Origin of the sequence: Canibacter oris, from assembly GCF_014197205.1 — a bacterium.
Classification (GTDB): domain Bacteria; phylum Actinomycetota; class Actinomycetes; order Actinomycetales; family Microbacteriaceae; genus Canibacter; species Canibacter oris.
Genome location: NZ_JACIFD010000002.1, coordinates 88,976 through 110,650, shown reverse-complemented (window position 1 = coordinate 110,650; position 21,675 = coordinate 88,976). Strand labels below are relative to the sequence as shown.

The window sequence follows — 21,675 nt, the reverse complement described above, 5'->3', positions numbered from 1 at the left end:
AAAACATCTTGCACGCGGTTGAAATAATGTTTTAGAGTTTCTCTAATAACGCAAGGAAGCACTATTCGGGAACTTACCACAAGGAAACATCATGTCACCTCGCAACGATCTTGCAGCTGACTACCAACAGCATGCGCCCGACCCACCCTCAAATTCCTTTCTGTGTGGTTTAGCGCTTTTCGCCGCAGAGGTTGTGCACTGCGGCCGCCCTGTGGCGACTTTAAGCAGCAGCATCACCCCGGCTGTGTCGCAGCAACTGCAATTACAGCAGCGGATCGTGCTGGGCGCCGCAGCCCAGCGCAACACCAAGCGCGAACCCATCACCTGGGTGCGGCAACGCCCGCTAATCCACACCTTTCGCACCGCTGACGACTGTCTCGACTGCGTTGCCACCCTTGTGAAACAGCGCCGTGCCTTTGCCGTGGCGATTCGGTTAAAATACACGCACGGCAAGTGGCGGGCGGAGGAAATTACTGTGCTGTAGCGCGCAGCCGTGCCACCTCGTAGCAGGCAACGCTCATCGCAATGCCGGCGTTAAGAGATTCGGTTGCCGCCGAAATCGGGATTGACACAATCTGATCGCACTCTTCGGCGACCAACCGACTCAAACCGCTGCCTTCATTGCCGACGACAATTGCGAGCGGGCGGTCCGCTAGCTCCAAACCGGGCAGCTGAGTGCTGCCAGCACCATCGAGGCCAATTACAAAAACGCCCTGCTTTTTAAGGTCTTTAATAGTGCGGGTGAGGTTGCTTGCAAGCGCTACCGGACACCGCGCGGCCGCACCAGCAGAAGTTTTCCAAGCCGCAGCGGTGACACCCGCTGCGCGACGCTGCGGCACAATCACACCATGTCCGCCAAACGCTGCGACAGAGCGGATAATAGCGCCGAGATTGCGCGGATCGGTAACCCCGTCAAGCAGCGCTAAAAGCGGTGTTTCGCCCCTATCAAAAGCCCGCTCCAGCAAATCCATCGGGTGCGCATACTCGTAAGCTGGCACCTTCAACAGCACTCCCTGATGCACTGTATCACGGCTTACCATGCGATCCATTTCCGGGCGCATAATCTCTAGCACCGGAATCCCCCGCCCGGTTGCGATACCTAAAATCTCCCGCATCCTGTCATCAAGCTCCGCACGAGCAGCAACGTACAGAGTGGTGGCAGGGATTCGCGTCCGGAGCGCCTCCAACACTGAGTTGCGGCCACTAACCAGTTCTACCTCAGAGTTACCGCCTCGCGCCGCAGCTGTACCCCGCGACGCGCTACCGCCGCGCTGCCCCTGCTGCGCGCGACGGTTTGCTGCGGCCCGCTCGCGCAGCTGTTTTGCTTTGTATGCCGGATGGTACGGCCGATCCTCAGCTTTCGGTGTCGGGCCGCGCCCCTCCAGCGCCTGTCGCCCCTGCCCGCCTGAACCTACCTGCTTGCCACGGCTTTTCTTGCGTACCGCACCCGGACGCCCATTACGTTTCATACTCATTTCAAACTCCAAGTTGTCTCGTTAGCGTTGTCGGCAAGCAGAATTCCTGCCGCGGCTAACTGGTCTCTGATCTCATCGCTACGCGCCCAATCTTTCGCAGCTCGCGCAGCAGCTCGCGCCTGCAACAGACTGTCTACCAGGTGTTGCAGTGCTGCAGTCTGCTTGCTGTCGCCGCCCCGCTGCCACTGCGGATGACGCGGATCCAAGTGCAAAACCGCCAGCATCGCAACCAGCTCACGGCTCGCAGTGGTTGCCGAAACAGTGTCTTTAGCGTCAAGCGCTGCGTTCAGGGTACGCACCGTCAAGTGCACCTGCGCAAGCGCCTGCGGCAGCGCAAAATCCTCGTTCATTGCAGCCGCAAATTCCGCCGGCACGACCTCTGCTAGGCCATGCAGTTCTAGGTGTGGATCGGGCACCGCCGCGCCCAAATCCCGTGTCGCGCGAGCCAGCACCTCAGCTATCCGTTCAACCGCAGCAGCAGCCTCTGCAAGTGCGGTTTCGCTGTAAGCCAGAGTTGAGCGATAGTGCGCCGCACCCAGGGTGTAACGCACCACCAAACCGCTGGCGGCAGCTAGCAGGTCTGCCGCAAACAGGGAGTTGCCGAGCGATTTCGACATTTTCTGATCGCCAACATTAACCAACCCATTGTGCACCCAGTATTTCGCAAACTCGTCACCGGCAGCGTTCGATTGTGCCAGCTCGTTTTCATGGTGTGGGAACCGCAAATCGCGCCCACCGCCGTGAATATCAAAAGCCGCACCCAAAAACCTGGTTGCCATCGCAGAGCATTCAATGTGCCAGCCGGGCCGCCCTTTACCCCCGTAACGCAACTGCCACTGTGCGTCTTGCGGCTCCCCTTCGCGCGCCGCTTTCCACAGCGCAAAATCGGTCACTGCACGCTTTCCCGGAGCAGTTTCTGCTCCCTCAGCCATTGCTTCCACGGTTTGCCGAGTGAGGGCTCCATACTGCTTCCAGGCCACGGTGTCGAAGTAAATGCTACCGTCCGCGGTCTCGTAGGCGTAACCGGCCTCAATAAGCCTCCCTATCAGCTGCTCCATCTCACCGATATGTCCGGTAGCGCGAGGTTCAGCGGCTGGATCTGCAACTCCGATAGCACGATAGCTGGCGCTAAACAATCGTTCCACACGCTGCGCCAGCTGCCACCAGGTTTCCGGCTGCGCGGATGCTGCTGAGGCTGCGGCGTTCACCAAAATTTTGTCATCGATGTCGGTGACATTGCGAATCAGAGTCACCTCGTAGCCTGCAGCCGTAAACCAGCGCCGCATTTGATCATAAACCAACGCGCTGCGCAGATGCCCAATGTGCGGCGCAGATTGCACTGTGGGCCCACACACATACATCCCGATTTTGCCAGGCTGGCGCGGTTCAAACTCCAGCAGTTGCTGCGCTTTAGAGTCATAAATTTTTTGCACGGTTTCAGTCTACCCCGCTTACTTCTTAATCAGCAGTAAAGGTTGCAACAGTGCGGCTCTGTCGCAAGCCAGGCGCGGCAAGGGATTCCCAGCCGCCCTCAAACAAAAAATGTTGCTGGCTAACCGTGGCTAGCCAGCAACATTTAATACAGCATTTAGTTCTGAGTAATCGCAGTGTCTGCAGCGGTTGGCACGTACTGCTTGTATTCTTCCAGGGTGCCGTCAAGCACAGGCACATAAACCTCAACATTTTCACCCTCTACTGTGAGGTAGGTCGTAACGGTTGAGCCAATCTCCTGGTTACCGAGTTGCAGCAGCTTACGGGTCTGCAGGTTGGTGAGGTCGCCTACCTTGGTGCTGCCTGGCTGCAAATCGAAGCTAACGCTTTCTTTCTTACCGTTTGCGGCAACGAAGGTCATGTCAAGCTCGGTTGCCTCTGCCTCGTTCACCGCGGTGAACACAACGTTATAGGTGCCGCCTGGCTTGTCTGCAATCAGCAGCAGGTTACGAACGTCAACGTGTGACACGTCGGCGCCGACACCGTCGCTCGGGTCATATGGGTGCTGAGTAGCAACAGGCGCGAGCAGCGCACAACCGCTCAAGCTCAGAGCTAAAACGCCAGCTAAAGCAATTGACTTAGTGGTGCGGCTTTTCAAACTTGCCTCCGTGTTTCACTTCTATCTACAGGATTTTTTGCCGTGTTGGCTGAGTGTCTCCTTAAATCATACCGAAAATTTTCAGCCTTTGTGCAGCAAGCAGGCTTCTTCCTCGGCGTGTCAGTCTGTGGTATTCTAATAGTCAGACTGTATACAAGGAGCCTAGTTTCATGCAATTCGAGATTGGTGAAACCGTAGTTTATCCACACCACGGTGCCGCAAAAATCATCGCGACCAATAAGATCAAGATTGACGGCGTAGAAAAGCTGTTCCTCACCCTCGAAGTCAATCAGGGCGATTTGACGATTGAGGTTCCGGCCGACAACTGCGAGATGGTAGGCGTGCGGGATGTCATCAACGAAGAAGGGCTAGAGCACGTCTTTAGTGTACTGCGTGACCCTTTCACGGAGGAGCCAGCAAACTGGTCACGTCGCTACAAGGCAAACCTTGAGAAGCTTGCTTCCGGTGATGTGATTAAGGTTTCTGAGGTAGTGCGCGACCTGTGGCGCCGCGAGCACGACCGCGGGCTTTCAGCCGGCGAAAAGCGAATGTTGGCTAAGGCACGCCAGATTTTGGTTTCTGAGGTCGCCCTCGCTGAAAAATGCGATGAAGACGCCGCAAGTGACCTAATTGACTCTGTTCTCGAGTCTTAAAAATTTCTGCGCAAAATTTTTAGGTGGGGTGGATCAGCGATCCACCCCACCAAATCATTATCACCGCTATTTACCCTGTGATGCCACAGCGGCTGCCCCTGCAGCAGCAGCCTCTGGGTCGAGGTAACGGCCGGGACCAGTTGGCTTGCCGTTATCGTCTAGTTCGTACACCAGCGGCATCCCGGTTGGGATATTCAGCTGCGCGATATCCTCATCTGAAATCCCCTCAAGATGCTTCACCAGGGCGCGCAGCGAATTACCGTGTGCGGTAACTAGCACAGTTTTGCCGGAGTTAAGCTGCGGCAAAATCTCGCCTTCCCAGTACGGCACCAGTCGCGCAATCACGTCTTTCAAGCACTCAGTCCGCGGCATCTCGCCGTCCATATCAGCGTAACGCGGATCATTAACCTGCGAAAACTCAGAATCATCAGCCAGCGCCGGTGGCGGCGTATCAAAGCTGCGGCGCCACAGCATAAACTGCTCCTCGCCAAACTCCGCGAGGGTTTGCGCCTTATCTTTGCCCTGCAAGGCCCCATAGTGGCGCTCGTTAAGACGCCAGGAGCGATGCACCGGAATCCACAGCCGGTCAGCGCTCTCCAATGCCCGGTTAGCGGTCATAATCGCGCGGCTCAGCAGTGAGGTGAAAACCACATCCGGCAGCAAATCCGCCTCTGCCAGCAGCTGCCCAGCACGAACTGCTTCGCTCTGCCCTTTTTCGGTGAGCCGCACATCATACCAGCCGGTAAACAGGTTTTTTTCGTTCCATTCACTTTGCCCGTGACGCAGTAGAATCAGTTTTTTTGTCATACTTCTATTTTACCTGCAGCAGGGCTTTACGCACCGCTGGATCAAGCGCGTTTACGGCTCCCGCTGCGGGATCCACAATGGTCTCCACGGTTGCTGCCGCCGTGGTGCCATCGCGCAACTGCACCAGGTACGCGCCGCTGGTGGGAGCAGAACGCTTCACGAGCGCCAGCGCAATTGGCCCCCAGTCGCAGTGCAACACCGCCCGAGTCAGTTTTCCGACCGGTTTCGCCGTTGCTACTTCGTCAGCAGTGGCCACAGCGTAAAGGTAATCCCCCGCTTCCGGCAGCTCACCGGCACTGCCATCAAGATGCACAAACACCAACCGCCGCGGCGGATGCCCGAGATTGTGCACCTTGGCAACCGTCTCTTGGCCGCGGTAGCAGCCTTTATTAAGGTGCACGCTGCTGCGCAGCAAATCAAACTCGTGCGGCAGCGCCCGCTCATCAAGCTCCGCCACGGTGGGGCGCCAGAGCGCAACCTCGTGCGCGGTGGTAGCCAGACTGCCCGCAATTTTTGCGTCCCCTGAGGTGACCGCAGCGGCTAACAGTGACAACTGCTGCCGTGGCAGCAGCACCCGCACAATGCCGGGGTTTTCTAATGTTGGGTGGGATCCGCCCGCGTAGTAGCTGATGCCGTGCGCTGGCACCCAGCTCCACGGGTCATACCATACCGGCAGCGCATCCAGCTCAGCTGTGGAGCAACTTGACCGCAACCATCGCAACGCTTCATGCTCCCACAGTTGCGATTTTGCGGCAACCGGTAAACACAGCTCCAGCACCGCGTTGACAGCTGTAACATCGGCAATCTCCACCCGCAGGGTGAACCGCATCCGCTGCAAAAACTGTAGTAACAGCTCAGCCCTGTCACGCGGCACCATCAACAGCAGTGAGTCAGCTGTTGCCAGCACCGCAATTTGCTGTTCAATTTTGCCCTGCGGGCTGAGCAGCAGCGTTTCGGTGCTGTCGCCGGGTTTTAGCAAGGTTAAATCTTGGCTGGTGATGGAGTGCAGCCAGGTGAGCCGATCCACCCCTGAAATTTGCAGCGTTGCAAGCTCATCACGCACCGCAGCAGCAGTACCTGCAAGAAAATCACGGCCTTCCTTAAGCGGGTTGCCAAAATGCATAACAGCCTCACCAGCTGCGTCTAAAACAGCACCCGGCAAGGCTGAGATAACAGCAGAAACTATTTCTGACCTTTAAAGAGGTTGTAGATAACAGTTCCTGACACGAACGCGATTGACGCGGAAGCCAGACCGAGCAAGGCCAGGAAGAAAATTTCTAGTGCGAGAATCATGGTTTTAGTTTATCGCAAAACTGAGGAGGGTTGTGGTTGCGCCGAGGAAAAAAAGCGCGCCCGCGATGCTCAGGGAAATGCGTACGATAAAGCCGTCCTTATCTGCCACAATCAGCTGCAGCAACCCGGTCATCAACGCTACTAACCCAACCGTCAGCAAAATCAACTGCGCCTGATAAGCCCCGCCGCGGAAAAATGCTGCAAAAACACCAATCGAAATCGCCACGGCCCAGGCCGCCGCAATGGACCATTTATGGCTGACTCGATTTCGCTCCGTCATAACTAATATTGTGCCATGTTTTCCCCCGGATTCTAGCCGCTGCTGCCCCGATATGAGAAAATTAAATTATGAGCGCTGAAAACACTGCTGCGGCGGATACCACCACTCGCTATATTGATCGCGAATTAAGCTGGTTGGCTTTCAACCAGCGCGTGTTAGAAATGGCGGAGGATGCAGCTATTCCGGTGCTTGAGCGCGCCAACTTCCTGGCGATTTTCGCGAGCAACCTCGATGAGTTCTTTATGGTGCGGGTAGCTGGCTTGAAGCGTCGCATCGTAACTGATCTGGCGGTCCCCACCAACATCGGCACTGCGCCCACGAAACAGCTGGAGCAGATTCTTAGCACCGCCTACGAGCTGCAGCAGCGCCACATTAAGTGTTTCCTAGAGCAAGTGCAGCCGGAGCTGGCAGCCAGCGGTATCAAAATCGTCTCCTGGGAGAGCCTGGATCGCGCTGACCGTGAGGTCCTCACTGCCTACTACGAGGCCAACATTTATCCGGTTTTAATGCCTTTGGCGGTGGATCCAGCACACCCTTTCCCTTACATCTCCGGACGCACCCTGAATCTCTCCATCCGCGTGCGCAACCCGCGCACAGGCAAAGTCGAATTTGCAAGGCTTAAAGTGCCGCAAATGCTACCGCGTTTTGTGCGGGTGGATCAGCGCGAGAGCATCGATAACGTTCGCTTTGTCGCGATTGAAGAGCTTATCGCCAACCAGCTTGACGGGCTTTTCCCAGGCATGGAGGTAATCGATCATCACGTCTTCCGTCTCACTCGCAACGAGGACATGGTGATTGAGGAGGATGAATCCGAAGATCTTATCCAGGCGCTCGAGAAAGAGTTGCTGCGGCGACGCTTCGGCCCGCCGATCCGCCTCGAAATCTCTGATGATATGGACGACAATACGATCGAACTGCTGGTCACGGAGCTGGGCATCGACGAAAATCAGGTTTTTACACTGCCCAGCCCGCTCGATTTAAGCGGTCTTTTCTCGCTGACCTCTTTGGGTCGCAGCGATCTCAAATTTCACCCGCATCTGCCGGTTACCGCAAGTGATTTTGCGGCGCAGAGCGCAACCGAGCCGGCTGATATTTTCGGCGCTATTAGCCGCCGCGAACTGCTGGTGCATCACCCCTATGAGTCGTTTGCAACAACCGTGCAGAGCTTTATCGAGCAGGCTGCGGCTGACCCGAACGTGCTCGCTATTAAGCAAACCCTGTACCGCACCTCAGGTGATAGCCCGATCGTTGCGGCGCTGATTCGCGCGGCTGAGGCCGGCAAACAGGTGCTGGCGCTGGTCGAAGTGAAAGCGCGCTTTGACGAGGCCGCAAACATTAGCTGGGCACGGAAACTAGAGCAGGCGGGAGTTCACGTGGTTTACGGCTTGGTGGGGTTAAAGACCCACTGCAAACTCGTGCATGTGATTCGCGAGGAGCAGCACGGTCTAGCCCACTACTGCCACATCGGCACCGGCAACTATAACCCGAAAACCAGCCGTATTTACGAAGACTTCGGGCTTTTCACCAAGTCTGATGAGGTTGGCCGTGACGTCACCCGACTGTTCAACGTACTGTCAGGCTACGCGATTGAAACCAACTATGACCGGCTCCTGGTGGCGCCTTTGCAGTTGCGCCCGGGTTTGCTGCAACGCATTAAACAGCAGACAGAATTAGCGCTGGCGGGTAAACCCGCAGAAATTAAAATCAAAACCAACTCCATGGTCGATGAGGAAATCATCGACGCGCTCTACGAGGCCAGCTGTGCCGGGGTCAAAATTGATATATGGGTGCGCGGCATCTGCTCAATTCGCGCCGGCATTGCGGGTCTTAGCGAAAACATCAGGGTGCGCAGCGTGCTCGGCCGCTACCTGGAGCACTCCCGCATTTTTGCTTTCGGCTGCGGTGCCGAGCGCGAGGTATACATCGGCAGCGCTGACTTGATGCACCGCAATCTCGACCGCCGTATTGAGGTTTTGGTGCGGATCGACTCAGCCGAGCATCTGGCACGCATTGATAGATTCTTCCACTTTGCTTTCCAAGAGGGAGTGATTGTGTGGGAGCTGCAGCCTGACGACACCTGGCACCGCACCACCGTTGATGAGTCCGGGCAGCGGCTGCCTGATTTACAGGATTTGGTGATGCAAGATCGCACGTTGGCTCGCAGCAGGAGGAACCGATGACGGTTTACGCTGCTGGCACTATCCCCTGGCGTTACAACCGTGAAAATAAAAGCGTTGAAGTGCTGTTAGTGTTTCGTAAGCGGTATGCTGACTGGAGTTTTCCCAAGGGCAAGCTTGACCCGAATGAAACTCTGCCACAGGCTGCGGTACGGGAAACCCGAGAGGAAACTGGGTATCGTGTAAAGCTTGGGGTGAATCTCGGTACCCTCTCTTACAGGTTACGCGGCGGCGATAAAAAAGTTGTGGCCTACTGGGCAGCAAAGGTTACGCGGAAGGCGGCTAAAAAGCACCGATTCCGGGCGAACGCCGAAATTGCGCAGCTGGCTTGGGTGCCTCTAGAGCAGGCTCCGCAGCAGCTCAGTTATGCTCGGGATCGAGAGATTTTAGAAGTTTTTGCGCAGCTGGTAAAGTCTGAACGTCATGACACCTACGCGGTTCTAGTGTTACGGCACGCTCAGGCAGAGCCGCGCGGCGTTGATTTTCCAGTTGACTGCAAGCGGCCGCTGACAGATAGAGGCTGCGATGAATCCCAGCTAATCGTCCCGGTGCTTAGCGTCTTTAACCCTAAGAGCATTATCACTAGTGACGCCAAGCGGTGTCGCGCAACCGTCACTCCGCTTGCTCATCTGCTACAAGTGCCGTTAACCACCACTGCAGCTCTCAGTCAAGACACCTGGGACACTGGCGACCTCAGCAGGCTGCGTGACACCGTGGCGGCAGCAGTCGCGAAACAAAAAAGTGTGGTGCTGTGCTCGCATCGCCCGGTGCTGCCAGAGATTGCCCGAGAGATAGCGCTGTCTGCCGGCTCCAGGTCGGGATCATACTTGCAGGAGGCGGTACAATTGCCGCCGGCAGGTTTCGCTGTTTTTCACCTCACCAAAAAGCCGAAAAAACGCCAGCTGGTGAGCGTTGAGAGCTACCCACTAAAACACATGCTCTGACGGGGGTTGAGGCGCTCAGTCCGCGCCGCCAGATAGCAGCCAGTGTTTTCGGCACGGCAGCGTCGCAGGGCAAGAACCCGCAGAGAAAAACCCGCGGAGAAAACCCGCAGGGCAATAAAATGCCAGACCGTGCAACGCCTCTCGGCGGAAGGCCGCTCGAAGCGGCTAATTATTTGGAGCCCGGGGTTAGCTACGGCCTGGCTTAAGTAGTCTACTAAAATTCTGCTGCATTATCAATGAAAAACCGGCACGGCTGGCGCTTTTCAATACCTCTGAGGCGTTAATCAAGCCGGTTGAAACGCCACAGTTTCGCCGCGCGGAGCAGCTCCTCGCCGATCTCTAAATACCTGGCGCCACGCATCGTCAGCTGCCGCGCGTGCACCGCGGAATCCAGCTCTCGAGAATCAGCCAGAACCGCCGCCCCGACCGCCAGAACTCGGCAATAAGCCCAGGCACGCTCAAGCGCCGCGGCAAAGTCTCCTTTGAAAACCCCGCGCAGCACACTGTCACAAAACGCCACAACCGCCTCGGCCGTGGTTGGTTCTGCCACCGCAGCAACCACACTTTCCACACTGTGCTCACTCTGCCCGGCGCGAAACATCGCCGCGATTTCCTGCGGCAGCAACTGCGCTGCACGCCGAATCAGATAGAGTCGCCACAGCACTCCGGCCAGCGTATCCGCCCGCGCATCCGCCCACAGCTCCGCGATTTCCTCCACTCCATGCGTTGCCGCGTGCTCAATAACCCGTGCCACAAGCTCCGGGTCAGCAGCTTTACGGACACGATTTAACAGCGCCCATGCCGTTTGCGTGGCCAGGTGCTGCTGGGCGGCAGGATCCACACCCCCAACAAAATTGTCAAAGTGCGCTGCCTCTAAATACAAGGGTTTTGAAAACTGTGCAACCATACAGTTTAATTCTCTCAGAACCGGCGCCGACGCGCAGGCACCGCGACACCACCGGCCCGTGCCGCATAGGACACATAGCGTGAGACACACAGCGCAGGCACCGCCAACAGACGCAGAGAACGAGACACGGCACACGAGACGCGCCGCAACTTGTGCAATCGTGAGCAATCAGCTATTGTTTTTATTCGAGGGCCTTTAGCTCAGTTGGTAGAGCATCGGACTTTTAATCCGTGGGTCGTGGGTTCGAGCCCCACAGGGCCCACCATTTATTGCTAATCTTGCTTTCAGCCTTGTTGCGTTGCCCGCATTGCCGCTAACGGCTCGAAATTTCCGTACCTAGCGCGCGTCTAGGCACACATCGCGTACATCGGCGTGCCTGGGGTGAATTTTCACAGTCGCAGTGCTGTTTTTACTCTTTTACGCCCTTATGCTGTACCGCTGCAGTGGGCGCGCCTCCCCGCAAATCGCTTAGAATTAAAAGCATGGCGGAAGATCTTGAAACTCTCAGCTACGAACAGGCGCGTGATGAGCTGGTGCAAATCGTGCAGCAGCTTGAAAATGGTGGCACCACGCTTGAGCAATCACTGGCACTGTGGGAACGCGGCGAAGCCCTCGCGCGCCGGTGCGAAAGCTGGCTGGTAGGCGCCAAGCAGCGGCTGGAGCAGGCTCGCCAAGAGGCCACCGCAGCAGCCGCGGCAGACAGCGCAGCCGCCGACACCGAAATTTCAGAAGAGGCATTCTAATGGCGCGCCAAAAACAACCAGCGGTAGTTGCAGAACTCGGGCGTCCAGAGACCCCCGAAGAAACCGCGGCACGCAAAGCCCGCGACTCGTACCTGTACAAGAAACGCAAAACTCTTAACAACCTCATCTATTCGCTTTTGGTGTCCCTTGGAGTGCTGCTCCTGATAGTGCTGATTGTGCCACGTGGCACCGGCGACTACCTCAGCCGCAACGTCAATGTGACAGAGCTGGCAACCGCCGCGACCGCGACAGCTGGGCGGCCGTTGGCTGATCCACAACTACCCGAACAGTGGCTCGCAAAACAGGCGGAGCTGCGTTTTGATAAGGATGAGCTGGTCACCTATTGGTACCTGGGGTACACCACACCGGTTCCAGAGGGCGAAAAAGTTGGTGAATACGCCGCGGTTTTGCAGGGGTATAACCGCGAAAATGCACCTGCGGATTCACGCTGGGTACATAAGACCGTGGAGCAGAAAGCGACTACCGGCACCGAAACCTTTGCCGGGCACGAGTGGCAAGTTTATGACCACCACACCGATAGCCCCGACGGCTCTAACGTGCTGTGGGCGTTCAGCACTACCCTCAGCGACAGCACCCTGGTTGTCATCGGCACCGCCAGCTACGATGAAGTAAAGACGCTGGCAACAGCCGCCGCAACCTCGCTGCGCAGCGACGCAGGCAACCAGTAACAGCGCCCACTCCCCTTCTAGAAAGCGAAATCAGATGCAGCAGCGGATCACACCTCAGCAGGCCTGGCAGGAGATGCTAGAGGGAAATCAGAGATTTATCAGCGGCGCACAACGACATCCGCACCAGGACGCGTCTCGCCGTGATCAGCTGTTAGAGGGCCAGGCACCCAATGTCGCACTGTTCGGCTGCTCCGACTCCCGCCTCGCGGCTGAGATTATTTTCGACCGCGGCCTGGGCGACCTCTTTGTGATCCGCAATATGGGGCACATCGTTGCCGAATCTATCGTCGCTTCGCTAGAGTTTGCGGTTACAGAACTCGGCAGCGCGTTAATTGTGGTACTTTCCCACGACAGCTGTGGCGCGGTGAAAGCCGCAATTAATCTCTCGTCACAGCAACCAACCCCAGTGCCTCCCGCGGTAGAGCGCACCTTGCAGCCGGTGCTGCCGGCAGTGCAGCAGGTGTGGCTGAAGCACAACAGCGCAAATCCTTACGTGGATCCGGCAGCGATTGATGCCGATGCCGCTGGTCGCCAACACCTCCTACTCACGGTCAACGACCTGCTGCGCAGCTCCACAATTCTGCGTGACGCGGTGGCTGCCGGGGTGCTGGGCGTTGTGGGCTGCCATTACAACCTGGTAGACGGCAATATTCGCCCCCTCACCGCGGTCGGGCAACTGACAATTTAACAAACGTTTCGATAGCTGTTATCAAACTCAAATACTAGTATCCTAGTAGTGTCGCGGGATATCACACGCGACCAGTTTTCTAGCAAAGGAAGCAAGTGAGCGAAATCGAGTACCGTATCGAGCACGACACCATGGGTGAAGTGCGAGTTCCAAAAAATGCACTGTATGCTGCGCAGACCCAGCGCGCCGTAGAGAACTTCCCGATCTCCGGCACCGGGCTGGAGGCAGCTCAAATCGTAGCACTGGCTCGCATTAAGCGCGCTGCCGCTATCGCCAACAAAGATCTCGGCATTCTCGACGCAAACGTTGCTGATGCTATTGTTGCTGCGGCTGATGAGGTAATCGCCGGCAAACACCATGAAAACTTCCCGGTTGACACCTACCAGACCGGCTCTGGCACATCTTCAAACATGAACATGAACGAGGTTTTGGCCACTCTCGCTACCGGCCACCTGGGCGCCCCGGTGCACCCGAACGATCACGTCAACGCTTCACAGTCTTCAAACGACGTTTTCCCAACCTCTGTGCACATCGCGGTAACCGGCGCGCTGCTGGAGCAGCTGGTGCCAGCGCTGCAGCACCTCGCAGTCGCTTTCGAGCAGAAAGCAGAGCTGTGGCAGAGCGCGGTTAAACCTGGCCGTACCCACCTGATGGACGCCACCCCGGTTACCCTCGGGCAGGAGTTTGGTGGCTACGCAGCACAGATCCGTTACGGCATCGAGCGCGTCATGGCTGCGCTGCCACGTGTTGCTGAGGTGCCACAGGGTGGCACCGCGGTGGGCACTGGTATCAACACCCCACTGGGTTTCCCGGAGAAGGTTATTGCCGAGATTGCTGCTTCTAGCGGGCTGCCAATCACCGAGGCACGCAACCACTTCGAGGCACAGGCAAACCGTGACGCTCTGGTTGAAACTTCGGGCGCGCTGCGCACCATCGCGGTCAGCCTGACCAAGATCAATAACGATCTGCGGTGGATGGGCTCCGGCCCGAACACCGGCCTCGGCGAGCTGTTCATCCCTGATTTGCAGCCAGGCTCTTCAATCATGCCGGGTAAGGTAAATCCGGTGGTTCCGGAGGCTGTGCTGATGGTGTGCTCCCGGGTTATCGGTAACGACGCTACCATCGCCTGGGCCGGCGCTTCTGGCTCATTCGAGCTGAACGTGCAAATTCCGGTTATGGGCACCGCTCTGCTAGAATCTATTAGGTTGCTGGCTAACGCAAGCCGAGTGCTGGCTGATAAGACTGTTGCCGGTCTTGAGGCTAACCTGGAGCGTGCGGCAGCACTTGCGGGCATGAGCCCGTCAACCGTTACCCCGCTTAACCGCCTGATTGGTTACGAGGCCGCGGCGAAGATTGCTAAGCACTCCGTTGCTAAGGGCATCACCGTTCGCGAGGCTGTTATTGACCTCGGGTATGTGGAGCGCGGTGAGGTAACCGAAGCTGAACTTGATAAGGCACTGGATCTGCTATCCATGACCCACCCGGGAGTCGCTAAATAGATTCCATCGCCTGGTTTAGCCCAAAGAGAAAATTTCCCGGGTTAAAACAGGTAGGAATATTTAATGCCTTTCGAGCATCAAAAAACAACTACAAATAAACAAAAAACAGCCCTTTGGCGGCGTCTCTCACACAGAGATGCCGCCAAAGCTGTTTCCGCCGAGCTAGAAAGAACAGCGCTTGTAAAAAAACAAGCGAAGCAGTTTCTAGCCGAGGTTAACTATCCGCATCAGATGCACCCGGCCCTAGTGCCCGGCGTCTCTATCGAGGATCAGAAGGTGCGCTACGGCGTCGATAAGGTGATTCTGGCGGTTGTCGGCGTGCTGGTGCTCGGCTTCGTAGTCTGGGGCGTGCTACAACCAAGCGCAGTATTGGAAACCTCATCTATTGCGCTGGAATGGGTGATGGTTAACCTGGGCTGGATTTTCACGGTGCTTGCAGCTGGGCTGATGATTGTGCTGCTGTGGCTGGCTTTTTCTCGCTACGGCCAGATCCGCCTGGGGCTTGACGATGAAAAACCTGCTTACTCTAACGGCTCCTGGATTGCGATGCTATTTGCCGGCGGTATTGGCATCGGCATTATCTTCTTTGGAGCATATGAGCCGCTGAGTTTCTATCTCAGTCCGCGCCCCGGCACCGTTGCCGGCGCCACCCCGGAGGCGATTGGGCACGCAATGAGCCAGTCTGCGCTGCACTGGGGTTTTAATGCGTGGTCAATTTATGCCATTGTTGGCCTCGCGGTCGCGTACGTGTCTTATCGGCGCGGGCGAGTGCCCCTGATGAGCTCAATTGTGATGCCGTTGTTTAACAAAGATGAAACCGCTCCAGCGGCGCGCATCATCGACGGCATGGCGATTATCGCAACTCTTTTCGGAACCGCCGCGAGCCTCGGCATCGGTGCAATGCAGATTTCACGCGGCGTGGAAATCGTCAGTGGTTTCAGCGCCGAAGGTAACGCTCTGGCAATTGGCATCATCATGGTGCTGACTATCGGCACGATTATCTCAGCAGTGTCAGGAGTGGCCAAGGGCATCCGGATCCTCTCCAATATCAACATGGTTTTGGCAATCGGGCTTGCTGTGTTTGTGTTCTTCGTGGGCCCAACCGCTTTTATTATGAACGCAATTCCGAGCGTGATTATCGATTACCTCTCCAGCTTCCCGGAGGGGCTGGCGGCAAACATGATGTCAAGCCCCGAAATGCAGGTGTTCTTGAGCGGGTGGACCACCTTCTACTGGGCTTGGTGGGTAAGCTGGGCACCATTCGTGGGTGTGTTCCTGGCAAAAATCTCTAAGGGCCGCACCATCCGACAGTTTGTATTGGGTGTGCTGTTTATCCCGAGCACCATCGTAATCGTGGCGTTTACCGTGCTCGGCGGCACCGCAATCTGGCTGCAGCGTGAAAAGACAGCGCTGGCAGCGGGCAACGATATTGCGAATCTGCCAAACCCTGATGAGATTATGTTTGCGGTGCTCAGCCACCTGCCCGGAAGCAACATTGTGGCGCCGCTGGTGATTGGTATTCTCGCGATTTTCTTTATCACCTCAGCCGATTCCGCTTCGCTCGTGAACTCCCAGCTGTCGCAGCGCGGCAACCCGGCACCGAAACGTTTGATTACGGTGTTCTGGGCGGTGTGCATGGCGGGTGTCGCGGTTGTGATGCTGCTGACCGGCGGCAAAAACGCGCTGCAGGGGCTACAGAATCTGATTACTATCACGGCCCTGCCGTTTGCGGTTGTGCTGATTTTGATGACGGTAGCACTGCTGAAAGAACTGCGTCATGATCCGTTCACAATCCGCGCAATGTACGAGCACAGCGCAATTGAAAAAGCGGTGCGCCAGGGGGTCAGCGAATACGGTGACAACTTCGCGCTTGCGGTAACCCCGACCGAGATTGATAGCGAGTTCGCAACCGGCGCTGACTTCGACTCCGCCGCACCGGAGGTAACCGAGTGGTATGCCCGCACCGACCATGACGGCAACCCGCTTGAATACGACTATGAGCAGGGAGTCTACCTCGACCTCGCTGGTAACGAGCTGCCGCAGGAGGAGCAGCACGGCAACGAGATTAGCACCGACACCGCCGCCATTAATCTCGCGGAGCTGTCTCGCGCAGAGGCTGCCGCTGTGACTGACACCGACTCGCAGACAGCACCTGCGACCGATGCTGCGGCCGCAGACTCCGATGCCGCTGCTAACGCTGCCACATCGCCGGATGACAGCGCTGACAGCGACTCCGCAGACGGCAAAACCGCTTAACCGCAGCGGCGGCTGTGTCTGACACCAGCGGCTCCCGGCGTTTTGTCGCGGAGCCGCTGTGCTTTTCCCACGGCGCTATGCGGCTGCTCTGTGCTGCGGCACAGCTAGCCGGGTGCTCGGCTGCAAACCCTGCCGTGCTACTACTCGCTCAGCCCCAGCGCGGCTGCAACGCTGTCCGTTAAAGCCACAAAACTAGTGGGGTGAAACATTCCCGCTAAAACGTCACGCCACAACCGCGCCAGTTCATGGTCTGCGTGATACGCTTTCGCGCCGGTAAGGCGGATCGCGGTGGCCACTGTTTCCCGCGCCATGTCGCACACCTCCAGCTTTGCTGCGCCCACCGCGAGGAAGTGATCGGCTGCTGTGCGCCCTGTCTCAACCTCAATAGCGCGCAGCTCTAACGCTGCGGCAGCAGCGCGCAGCCGCAACTCGGCAGCAACCAACTCAGTGGTAAGCGCGGGCGATAAAGCTCCGGCGCGCTCCCGTTGTTGCTGCAGCGCGGTGGTTGCCAGCTGGAGGGCGCGATCCGCAATTCCTAAATAAACGCTGGCGGTCAGCAGTGAGAAACTGCTAAAGACTGCTGCTGTCAGCGGGTTAGCAAAATCAAATGGGTCGCACTCTGTCACCACATCAGCTGCCGCGACCGGAACCGCCTCGAGGTGGGTGGTGTAGCTGTGGGTTGCGCGCATCCCGAGCTGGTTCCACTCATCGGGATGGGTGATGCTGCCCCCTGACAGGCCGACGCTCGCTTGCTCAGGTTTGCGCGGTTGCGTGCCTTCGCGGCGCACAAAACCGAAAATAAGTTTGCCGGCGGCAGTTTTGGCGTGCACCCCGAGACGGCTCCACACCGGAGACAGCGTGGTGAAAATTTTAGTGCCGCTGATCTCGTAACCGGCAGCGGTGGGAATCGCGGTGCTGCGAGAGTCAAACAGTACTTTGTCGTTGCCAGGCTCTGAAATGCCGAATGCAAAAATCTCTCCGGCTGCCGCATCTTTGAGCAGCCAGGTCGGCGCGGTTTCAGGTGTTTCTGTCGCCAGCAGTGCCGCGACCATCACCCACACCTGGTGCATATTTACCGCCAGCGCGGTTGCTGGCGCCGCCTGCGCTAAGCGGCGTTGTTCGCGCATCAGAGCTGCAAGTGATAGGCCTCCCCCGCCGTAGCGGTGCGGCACCGCAGCAGCCAGGTAACCGGCATCCTGCAATTGTTTAATATCCGCCTCGCAAAAGTGGTTGCCACTGTCATACTCCCCTGCCCTTGCTGCAAACTCTGCCAGCAGTTCGGCGCCTAAAAACGTGCTCTCCATAGCTTCCACGATACACCCAGATGCGCAGCCCGCAATGAATTAATGCGCGAAGTTTAAATATTTAGCAGGGGGATCTTTTCCCGCTTCGCTGGAAGCTCTTTTTCCGCTTCGGATAAATATCAATTAAACTTGAAATGATGGGCTGATTACAGCCTGCGATGCGCCACCGCATCCACCACATCCCGAAAGGAACACAAATAACATGACTTGGTTTTCAAAGCGCCGCAGCGCCGCAATCGCGGCTGTTGCTGCTTTTGGTCTCGTGCTGAGCGGCTGCGCTAACGGCGCCGAGAACAGCGCGCCTGCTGAATCTTCAGAGGCAAGCAACAGCAACGCCGAGCACTCATTCATCTACGTTACCAGCGATCCAATCGGCCAGAACGAATTCTTGAAGTCAGGCCAGAAGGGTATCGAGTCTGTTGCAGCAACCCACAACGGCACCCACAAGACCTTCCAGTCTAAGGATGACGCAACCCGCCGCAGCAACCTGGAGCAGGCTATCAGCGAGCAGCCTGACCTGGTAGTGATGATTGGTTTCCAGTTCACCGATATCGCAGTTGAGCTGGCAAAGCAGAACCCAGATCAGAAACTGCTGCTGATTGACGCTGCGCCGGAGGGTGAAAAGCCAGCTAACCTCTACACCGCTACCTTCCGTGAGCAGGAGCCTTCATACCTGCTCGGTGTTGAGGCAGCGCTGCTGACCGAGGCTAAGAAGGTTGGCACCATGCAGTCACTCGACATTCCTTCACTCGCGAAGTTCACCAACGGCTTCCAGCAGGGTGTAAAGGCAACTGACGGCGCGGTCGAGGTTGTGGCTCCGCAGTTCATCGGTGGCGAGAACCCATTTGCTGACACCGCGCGCGGTAAAGAGCAGGCTATTGCTTACGCTGCAACCGGCGTTGACCAGGTTTACGCTATCGGCGCGGCTTCAAACGGTGGCATCTTCGAGGCTGCTAAAGAAAAGGGCTTCAAGGCATACGGCGTTGACCAGAACCAGTGCCAGCTGGTTCCAGGCAGTGTAATTGACGGCACCGTGAAGTCAGTTAATAAGGTTATCGAGCGCGTTGTTGCAGAAATCCTTGACGGTAAGTCAGCAGCTGAAGCAACCAGCTCATTCGGCCTTGCGGAAGAGGGCATGACTATCGTGAGCCTTGACGAGGGCGCAGCAGAGTCAGGCTGTGTCATCATGGAGCACCCTGAGATCCTGAAGCAGGTTTCAGAAGCTGCAGACAAGATCAAGAGCGGTGAAATCACTGTTACCGAGTAAAACCCGGTAAAATTTGTGGTGCCGTGTAAACGGCGTCCCAACCCTTAGAGCGGCACTCGCAAACGCGGGTGCCGCTTTTAACTTTGAAACCTGTAAAATGGTGTGCAGCAAGCATAAAGGAGCAGGCGTGGTTAATGAAATTGAGATGCGCGGCATCACTAAAACTTTCCCCGGTGTTATCGCTGATGACAATGTTGATTTCACCGTGCGCAAAGGCGAAATTCACGCGCTGATGGGTGAAAATGGTGCCGGCAAGTCTATTCTGATGTCACAGCTTGCGGGCATCTACCAGCCTGATTCCGGCACCATCACAGTAGCCGGCAAAGAGCGAAAGTTCAACAGCCCGCTTGACGCAATCGAAGCCGGCATCGGCATGGTTTTCCAGTCTTTCAAACTCTTCCCGTCGCTCACCATCGCCGAAAATGTGGTGTTCCGCGCGGAGCCTACTAAGCGCGGCATGATTGACCGTGAAGCCGCGGTACGGGAAGTGAGCGCAATCGCCGAGAAATATGGCTTGCAGGTGGATCCGCGCAAAAAAGTTTCTGAGGTGCCGGTCGGTGTGCTGCAGCGCGTAGAGATTATCAAAGCGCTCTACCGTGATGCCCAGGTGCTGATTCTTGACGAGCCCACCGCGGTGCTCACCCCGCAGGAGACCCAGAGTCTGTTCGAGGTGCTGAAAGCGCTGAAAGCTGACGGGCGCACCATCATTATCATCACCCACAAGCTCTCTGAGGTGATGTCTATTTCTGACCGGGTCACTGTGCTACGCGACGGCAAGAACGTTGCTGAGCTGGTGACTGCGGAGACTAACCCGCAAGAACTGACCCGGCACATGACTGGGCGCGATGTTGATCTCACCGCTGCTCCCCCGACTCGCGAGCCGGGTAAGCCGCTGCTTGAGGTGCGGGGGCTGACGGTTCCAGGCACGGGGCGTAACGCCGTTGATAACGTTGATTTGGTGGTGCGCGAGGGCGAGATTGTGGGCATTGCCGGCGTTGCCGGTAACGGGCAGGTTGAACTCGCAGAGGCAATTATGGGGATGCGCGCCGCAACCGCCGGCACCGTCAAGATTGCCGGCACAGACTGCTCAGCCAGCTCCATCACCGAGCGCCGCGATTCTGGTATTGCATACATCCCGGAGGATCGTCACGGCATTGGCAGCGCGGCAACTGCTGCAGCAACCGATAACCTGGCGCTCGGCCATCACCGCAAAACCCCACTGTTGCAGCGCGGGCTGCTGTCTCGCAGCCGAATGGTGACGCACGCGAAGCGTTTGATTGAACGTTTCGGCGTGAAAATCGCGAGCCACGAAACCCCTGTTGGCACCCTCTCCGGCGGCAACCTCCAAAAGATTGTGGTGGCGCGTGAGCTCGACGCTAAAACTCCCGTGCTGATTGCTGAGCAACCAACCCGCGGTGTAGACATTGGTGCGATTGAAGCGATTCACCGGGAGCTCACCCAGTATCGCGACAACGGCGGTGCGCTGCTGTTGATTTCCGCTGAACTTAGCGAGATTATGTCGCTTTCGAGTCGCATTCTGGTGATGTTTGAGGGCAAAGTTGTGGCGGATATGCCGCGTAAAGCCGCAACCGAAGCACTGCTTGGCCTTTACATGGCGGGACATAACCCCGATGCCGCAGCGCAGTAATAAGCCCTGGCCATTTGCGCGCCTCGGCTATTTAATCGCGACAGCTTTCGGATTCTGCTGGGGGTTTATTTGGAGCACCGGAGAAATCCGCAAGCTTGACGGGCTGTGGGTTTTCACCGGCATGCCGAACTGGACATTTGGCCGTGGCGGGGTTTGTATTGGCGGGTGTTTCCTCACTAATTCCACGGTGAGCGAGGCGGTGCTGCGCCACGAGCGGGTGCATCAGCAGCAGTGGCGCCACTACGGTTTAGCGCTGGCGGTTTTGTATGTGCTTGCCGGGCGCGATCCACTGCGCAACAGGTTTGAAATTGCAGCGGGGCTGGTTGATGGCGGCTATGTTAAACAGCCGCCACAAACCAAACCCGTAGCCAACAACACTAAACCTACCGAATAACCGCAAAACCAATCGTCGCAAGGGTCGCAAACACTGCGCCCCACAGCACGATTGAGATGATTTGCCACAGGATAACCTTGCGGGTGTCGGCACCGAAAGACACCATCGCAGCTGCCACGATTTGACTCGGCAGCACGGTCTGCCCGGCCAGGCTAACCAGCGGCACACCGTAGCGGTCTAGGCGCTGTTTCAGTTTTGCTTTGCGCGCGGATAGCGGCTGTGGATCACCGCCGCGCTGTTTAATGGCCCGTCGCGTCTTCGCGGCGGTGAGCACAAAAACCAGCATGCTCACGGTGTTACCGAGCACCGCGAAAAGCACCGCTAAGACGGGGAAAATACCGGCTGCTACCCCGATTGCGGAGCCGAAGTAAGACTCGATAAACGGCACGGCGCTGATGAGTACCACGCCGAGCCACTGCAGCGGCTCTGGCAAACCTTGCACGAAACCCTGAAACTGATCGAGAGCTGAGGCAGAGAACATTTTAAAACCTTTCTTAATTAGTACAGCGTACTAGCGTAAACTAAAACTATCACAAATTAGCACACTGTACCAAACGCATTC

General features: G+C 57.1%; 21 protein-coding genes and 1 tRNA gene. 13 read left to right on the top strand and 9 right to left on the bottom strand.

The window, feature by feature from the left end; all coding sequences use genetic code 11:
- Positions 1-91 precede the first annotated feature (91 nt).
- On the top strand, positions 92-484 hold the full coding sequence (locus tag F5897_RS01335) for an Rv3235 family protein (protein WP_124824299.1): 393 nt from the start codon (positions 92-94) through the stop codon (positions 482-484).
- Here F5897_RS01335 and rlmB read toward each other — a convergent pair.
- From rlmB to F5897_RS01320, 3 genes are all read right to left on the bottom strand, one after another.
- A complete protein-coding gene (rlmB, locus tag F5897_RS01330) occupies positions 471-1,469 on the bottom strand; it encodes a 23S rRNA (guanosine(2251)-2'-O)-methyltransferase RlmB (protein WP_124824601.1) in 999 nt (332 codons plus the stop codon). The genes F5897_RS01335 and rlmB overlap by 14 nt on opposite strands.
- Positions 1,470-1,471: 2 nt before the next feature.
- The gene (gene cysS, locus F5897_RS01325) at positions 1,472-2,908 is read right to left on the bottom strand and encodes a cysteine--tRNA ligase (protein ID WP_124824300.1); all 1,437 of its coding nucleotides are present in this window, start codon (positions 2,906-2,908) and stop codon (positions 1,472-1,474) included.
- Positions 2,909-3,063: 155 nt separating this feature from the next.
- Positions 3,064-3,564, bottom strand: a complete 501-nt coding sequence (locus F5897_RS01320; RefSeq protein ID WP_124824301.1) for a DNA modification methylase — start codon at positions 3,562-3,564, stop codon at positions 3,064-3,066.
- A 170-nt stretch (positions 3,565-3,734) separates the two neighbouring features.
- Here F5897_RS01320 and F5897_RS01315 point away from each other — a divergent pair, with 170 nt between their 5' ends.
- Positions 3,735-4,217, top strand: a complete 483-nt coding sequence (locus tag F5897_RS01315) for a CarD family transcriptional regulator (RefSeq protein WP_124824302.1) — start codon at positions 3,735-3,737, stop codon at positions 4,215-4,217.
- 66 nt (positions 4,218-4,283) lie between these two features.
- On the opposite strand, the gene F5897_RS01310 is transcribed toward F5897_RS01315, so the two are convergent.
- From F5897_RS01310 to F5897_RS01300, 3 genes are all read right to left on the bottom strand, one after another.
- Positions 4,284-5,024: a phosphoglyceromutase gene (locus tag F5897_RS01310; RefSeq protein ID WP_124824303.1), complete on the bottom strand. Its 741-nt coding sequence runs from the start codon at positions 5,022-5,024 to the stop codon at positions 4,284-4,286.
- 4 nt (positions 5,025-5,028) lie between these two features.
- Entirely contained in the window at positions 5,029-6,147 is a 1,119-nt protein-coding gene (gene ygfZ, locus F5897_RS01305; RefSeq protein ID WP_183304211.1) for a CAF17-like 4Fe-4S cluster assembly/insertion protein YgfZ, read from the bottom strand.
- Positions 6,148-6,321: 174 nt separating this feature from the next.
- The gene (locus tag F5897_RS01300) at positions 6,322-6,597 is read right to left on the bottom strand and encodes a hypothetical protein (RefSeq protein ID WP_124824305.1); all 276 of its coding nucleotides are present in this window, start codon (positions 6,595-6,597) and stop codon (positions 6,322-6,324) included.
- A 68-nt stretch (positions 6,598-6,665) separates the two neighbouring features.
- On the opposite strand from F5897_RS01300, the gene F5897_RS01295 reads away from it, so the two are divergent.
- Entirely contained in the window at positions 6,666-8,777 is a 2,112-nt protein-coding gene (locus F5897_RS01295) for an RNA degradosome polyphosphate kinase (RefSeq protein ID WP_183304210.1), read from the top strand.
- Positions 8,774-9,718 carry an NUDIX hydrolase gene (locus tag F5897_RS01290; protein ID WP_183304209.1) on the top strand — a complete coding sequence of 315 codons (945 nt, stop codon included), beginning with the start codon at positions 8,774-8,776 and terminating at the stop codon, positions 9,716-9,718. Before F5897_RS01295 ends, F5897_RS01290 begins: the two co-directional genes overlap by 4 nt.
- 280 nt (positions 9,719-9,998) lie before the next feature.
- Here F5897_RS01290 and F5897_RS01285 read toward each other — a convergent pair whose 3' ends face one another.
- Positions 9,999-10,625, bottom strand: a complete 627-nt coding sequence (locus tag F5897_RS01285) for a hypothetical protein (RefSeq protein WP_124824308.1) — start codon at positions 10,623-10,625, stop codon at positions 9,999-10,001.
- A gap of 189 nt (positions 10,626-10,814) precedes the next feature.
- Between F5897_RS01285 and F5897_RS01280 the strand changes: the two genes are divergently transcribed.
- The 6 genes from F5897_RS01280 (at position 10,815) to F5897_RS01255 (ending at position 16,500) form a co-directional block, all read left to right on the top strand.
- Positions 10,815-10,890, top strand: a tRNA-Lys gene (locus tag F5897_RS01280).
- Between the two features lie 217 nt (positions 10,891-11,107).
- Positions 11,108-11,368 carry an exodeoxyribonuclease VII small subunit gene (locus F5897_RS01275; protein ID WP_124824309.1) on the top strand — a complete coding sequence of 87 codons (261 nt, stop codon included), beginning with the start codon at positions 11,108-11,110 and terminating at the stop codon, positions 11,366-11,368.
- Positions 11,368-12,057: a DUF4245 family protein gene (locus F5897_RS01270; protein ID WP_183304208.1), complete on the top strand. Its 690-nt coding sequence runs from the start codon at positions 11,368-11,370 to the stop codon at positions 12,055-12,057. The genes F5897_RS01275 and F5897_RS01270 overlap by 1 nt, the downstream gene beginning before the upstream one ends.
- Positions 12,058-12,091: 34 nt before the next feature.
- Positions 12,092-12,745: a carbonic anhydrase gene (locus F5897_RS01265; RefSeq protein ID WP_183304207.1), complete on the top strand. Its 654-nt coding sequence runs from the start codon at positions 12,092-12,094 to the stop codon at positions 12,743-12,745.
- 95 nt (positions 12,746-12,840) lie between these two features.
- Complete coding sequence (locus F5897_RS01260) at positions 12,841-14,244, top strand: class II fumarate hydratase (protein ID WP_124824312.1); 1,404 nt, start codon at positions 12,841-12,843, stop codon at positions 14,242-14,244.
- A 231-nt stretch (positions 14,245-14,475) separates the two neighbouring features.
- The gene (locus F5897_RS01255) at positions 14,476-16,500 is read left to right on the top strand and encodes a BCCT family transporter (protein WP_343048725.1); all 2,025 of its coding nucleotides are present in this window, start codon (positions 14,476-14,478) and stop codon (positions 16,498-16,500) included.
- Positions 16,501-16,640: 140 nt separating this feature from the next.
- Here F5897_RS01255 and F5897_RS01250 read toward each other — a convergent pair whose 3' ends face one another.
- The gene (locus F5897_RS01250) at positions 16,641-17,804 is read right to left on the bottom strand and encodes an acyl-CoA dehydrogenase family protein (RefSeq protein ID WP_183304205.1); all 1,164 of its coding nucleotides are present in this window, start codon (positions 17,802-17,804) and stop codon (positions 16,641-16,643) included.
- A gap of 202 nt (positions 17,805-18,006) precedes the next feature.
- On the opposite strand from F5897_RS01250, the gene F5897_RS01245 reads away from it, so the two are divergent.
- The 3 genes from F5897_RS01245 to F5897_RS01235 all read left to right on the top strand — a co-directional run bounded on the left by F5897_RS01245 (position 18,007) and on the right by F5897_RS01235 (position 21,113).
- Positions 18,007-19,071 (top strand): BMP family ABC transporter substrate-binding protein, encoded by a 1,065-nt coding sequence (locus F5897_RS01245; RefSeq protein WP_124824315.1) that lies wholly within the window; start codon positions 18,007-18,009, stop codon positions 19,069-19,071.
- A 127-nt stretch (positions 19,072-19,198) separates the two neighbouring features.
- Positions 19,199-20,719, top strand: a complete 1,521-nt coding sequence (locus F5897_RS01240) for an ABC transporter ATP-binding protein (RefSeq protein WP_343048724.1) — start codon at positions 19,199-19,201, stop codon at positions 20,717-20,719.
- Positions 20,703-21,113 (top strand): Fe-S oxidoreductase, encoded by a 411-nt coding sequence (locus tag F5897_RS01235; protein WP_183304203.1) that lies wholly within the window; start codon positions 20,703-20,705, stop codon positions 21,111-21,113. Before F5897_RS01240 ends, F5897_RS01235 begins: the two co-directional genes overlap by 17 nt.
- Here F5897_RS01235 and F5897_RS01230 read toward each other — a convergent pair.
- A complete protein-coding gene (locus tag F5897_RS01230) occupies positions 21,103-21,594 on the bottom strand; it encodes a hypothetical protein (protein ID WP_183304202.1) in 492 nt (163 codons plus the stop codon). The genes F5897_RS01235 and F5897_RS01230 overlap by 11 nt on opposite strands.
- Between the last annotated feature and the right edge of the window lie 81 nt (positions 21,595-21,675).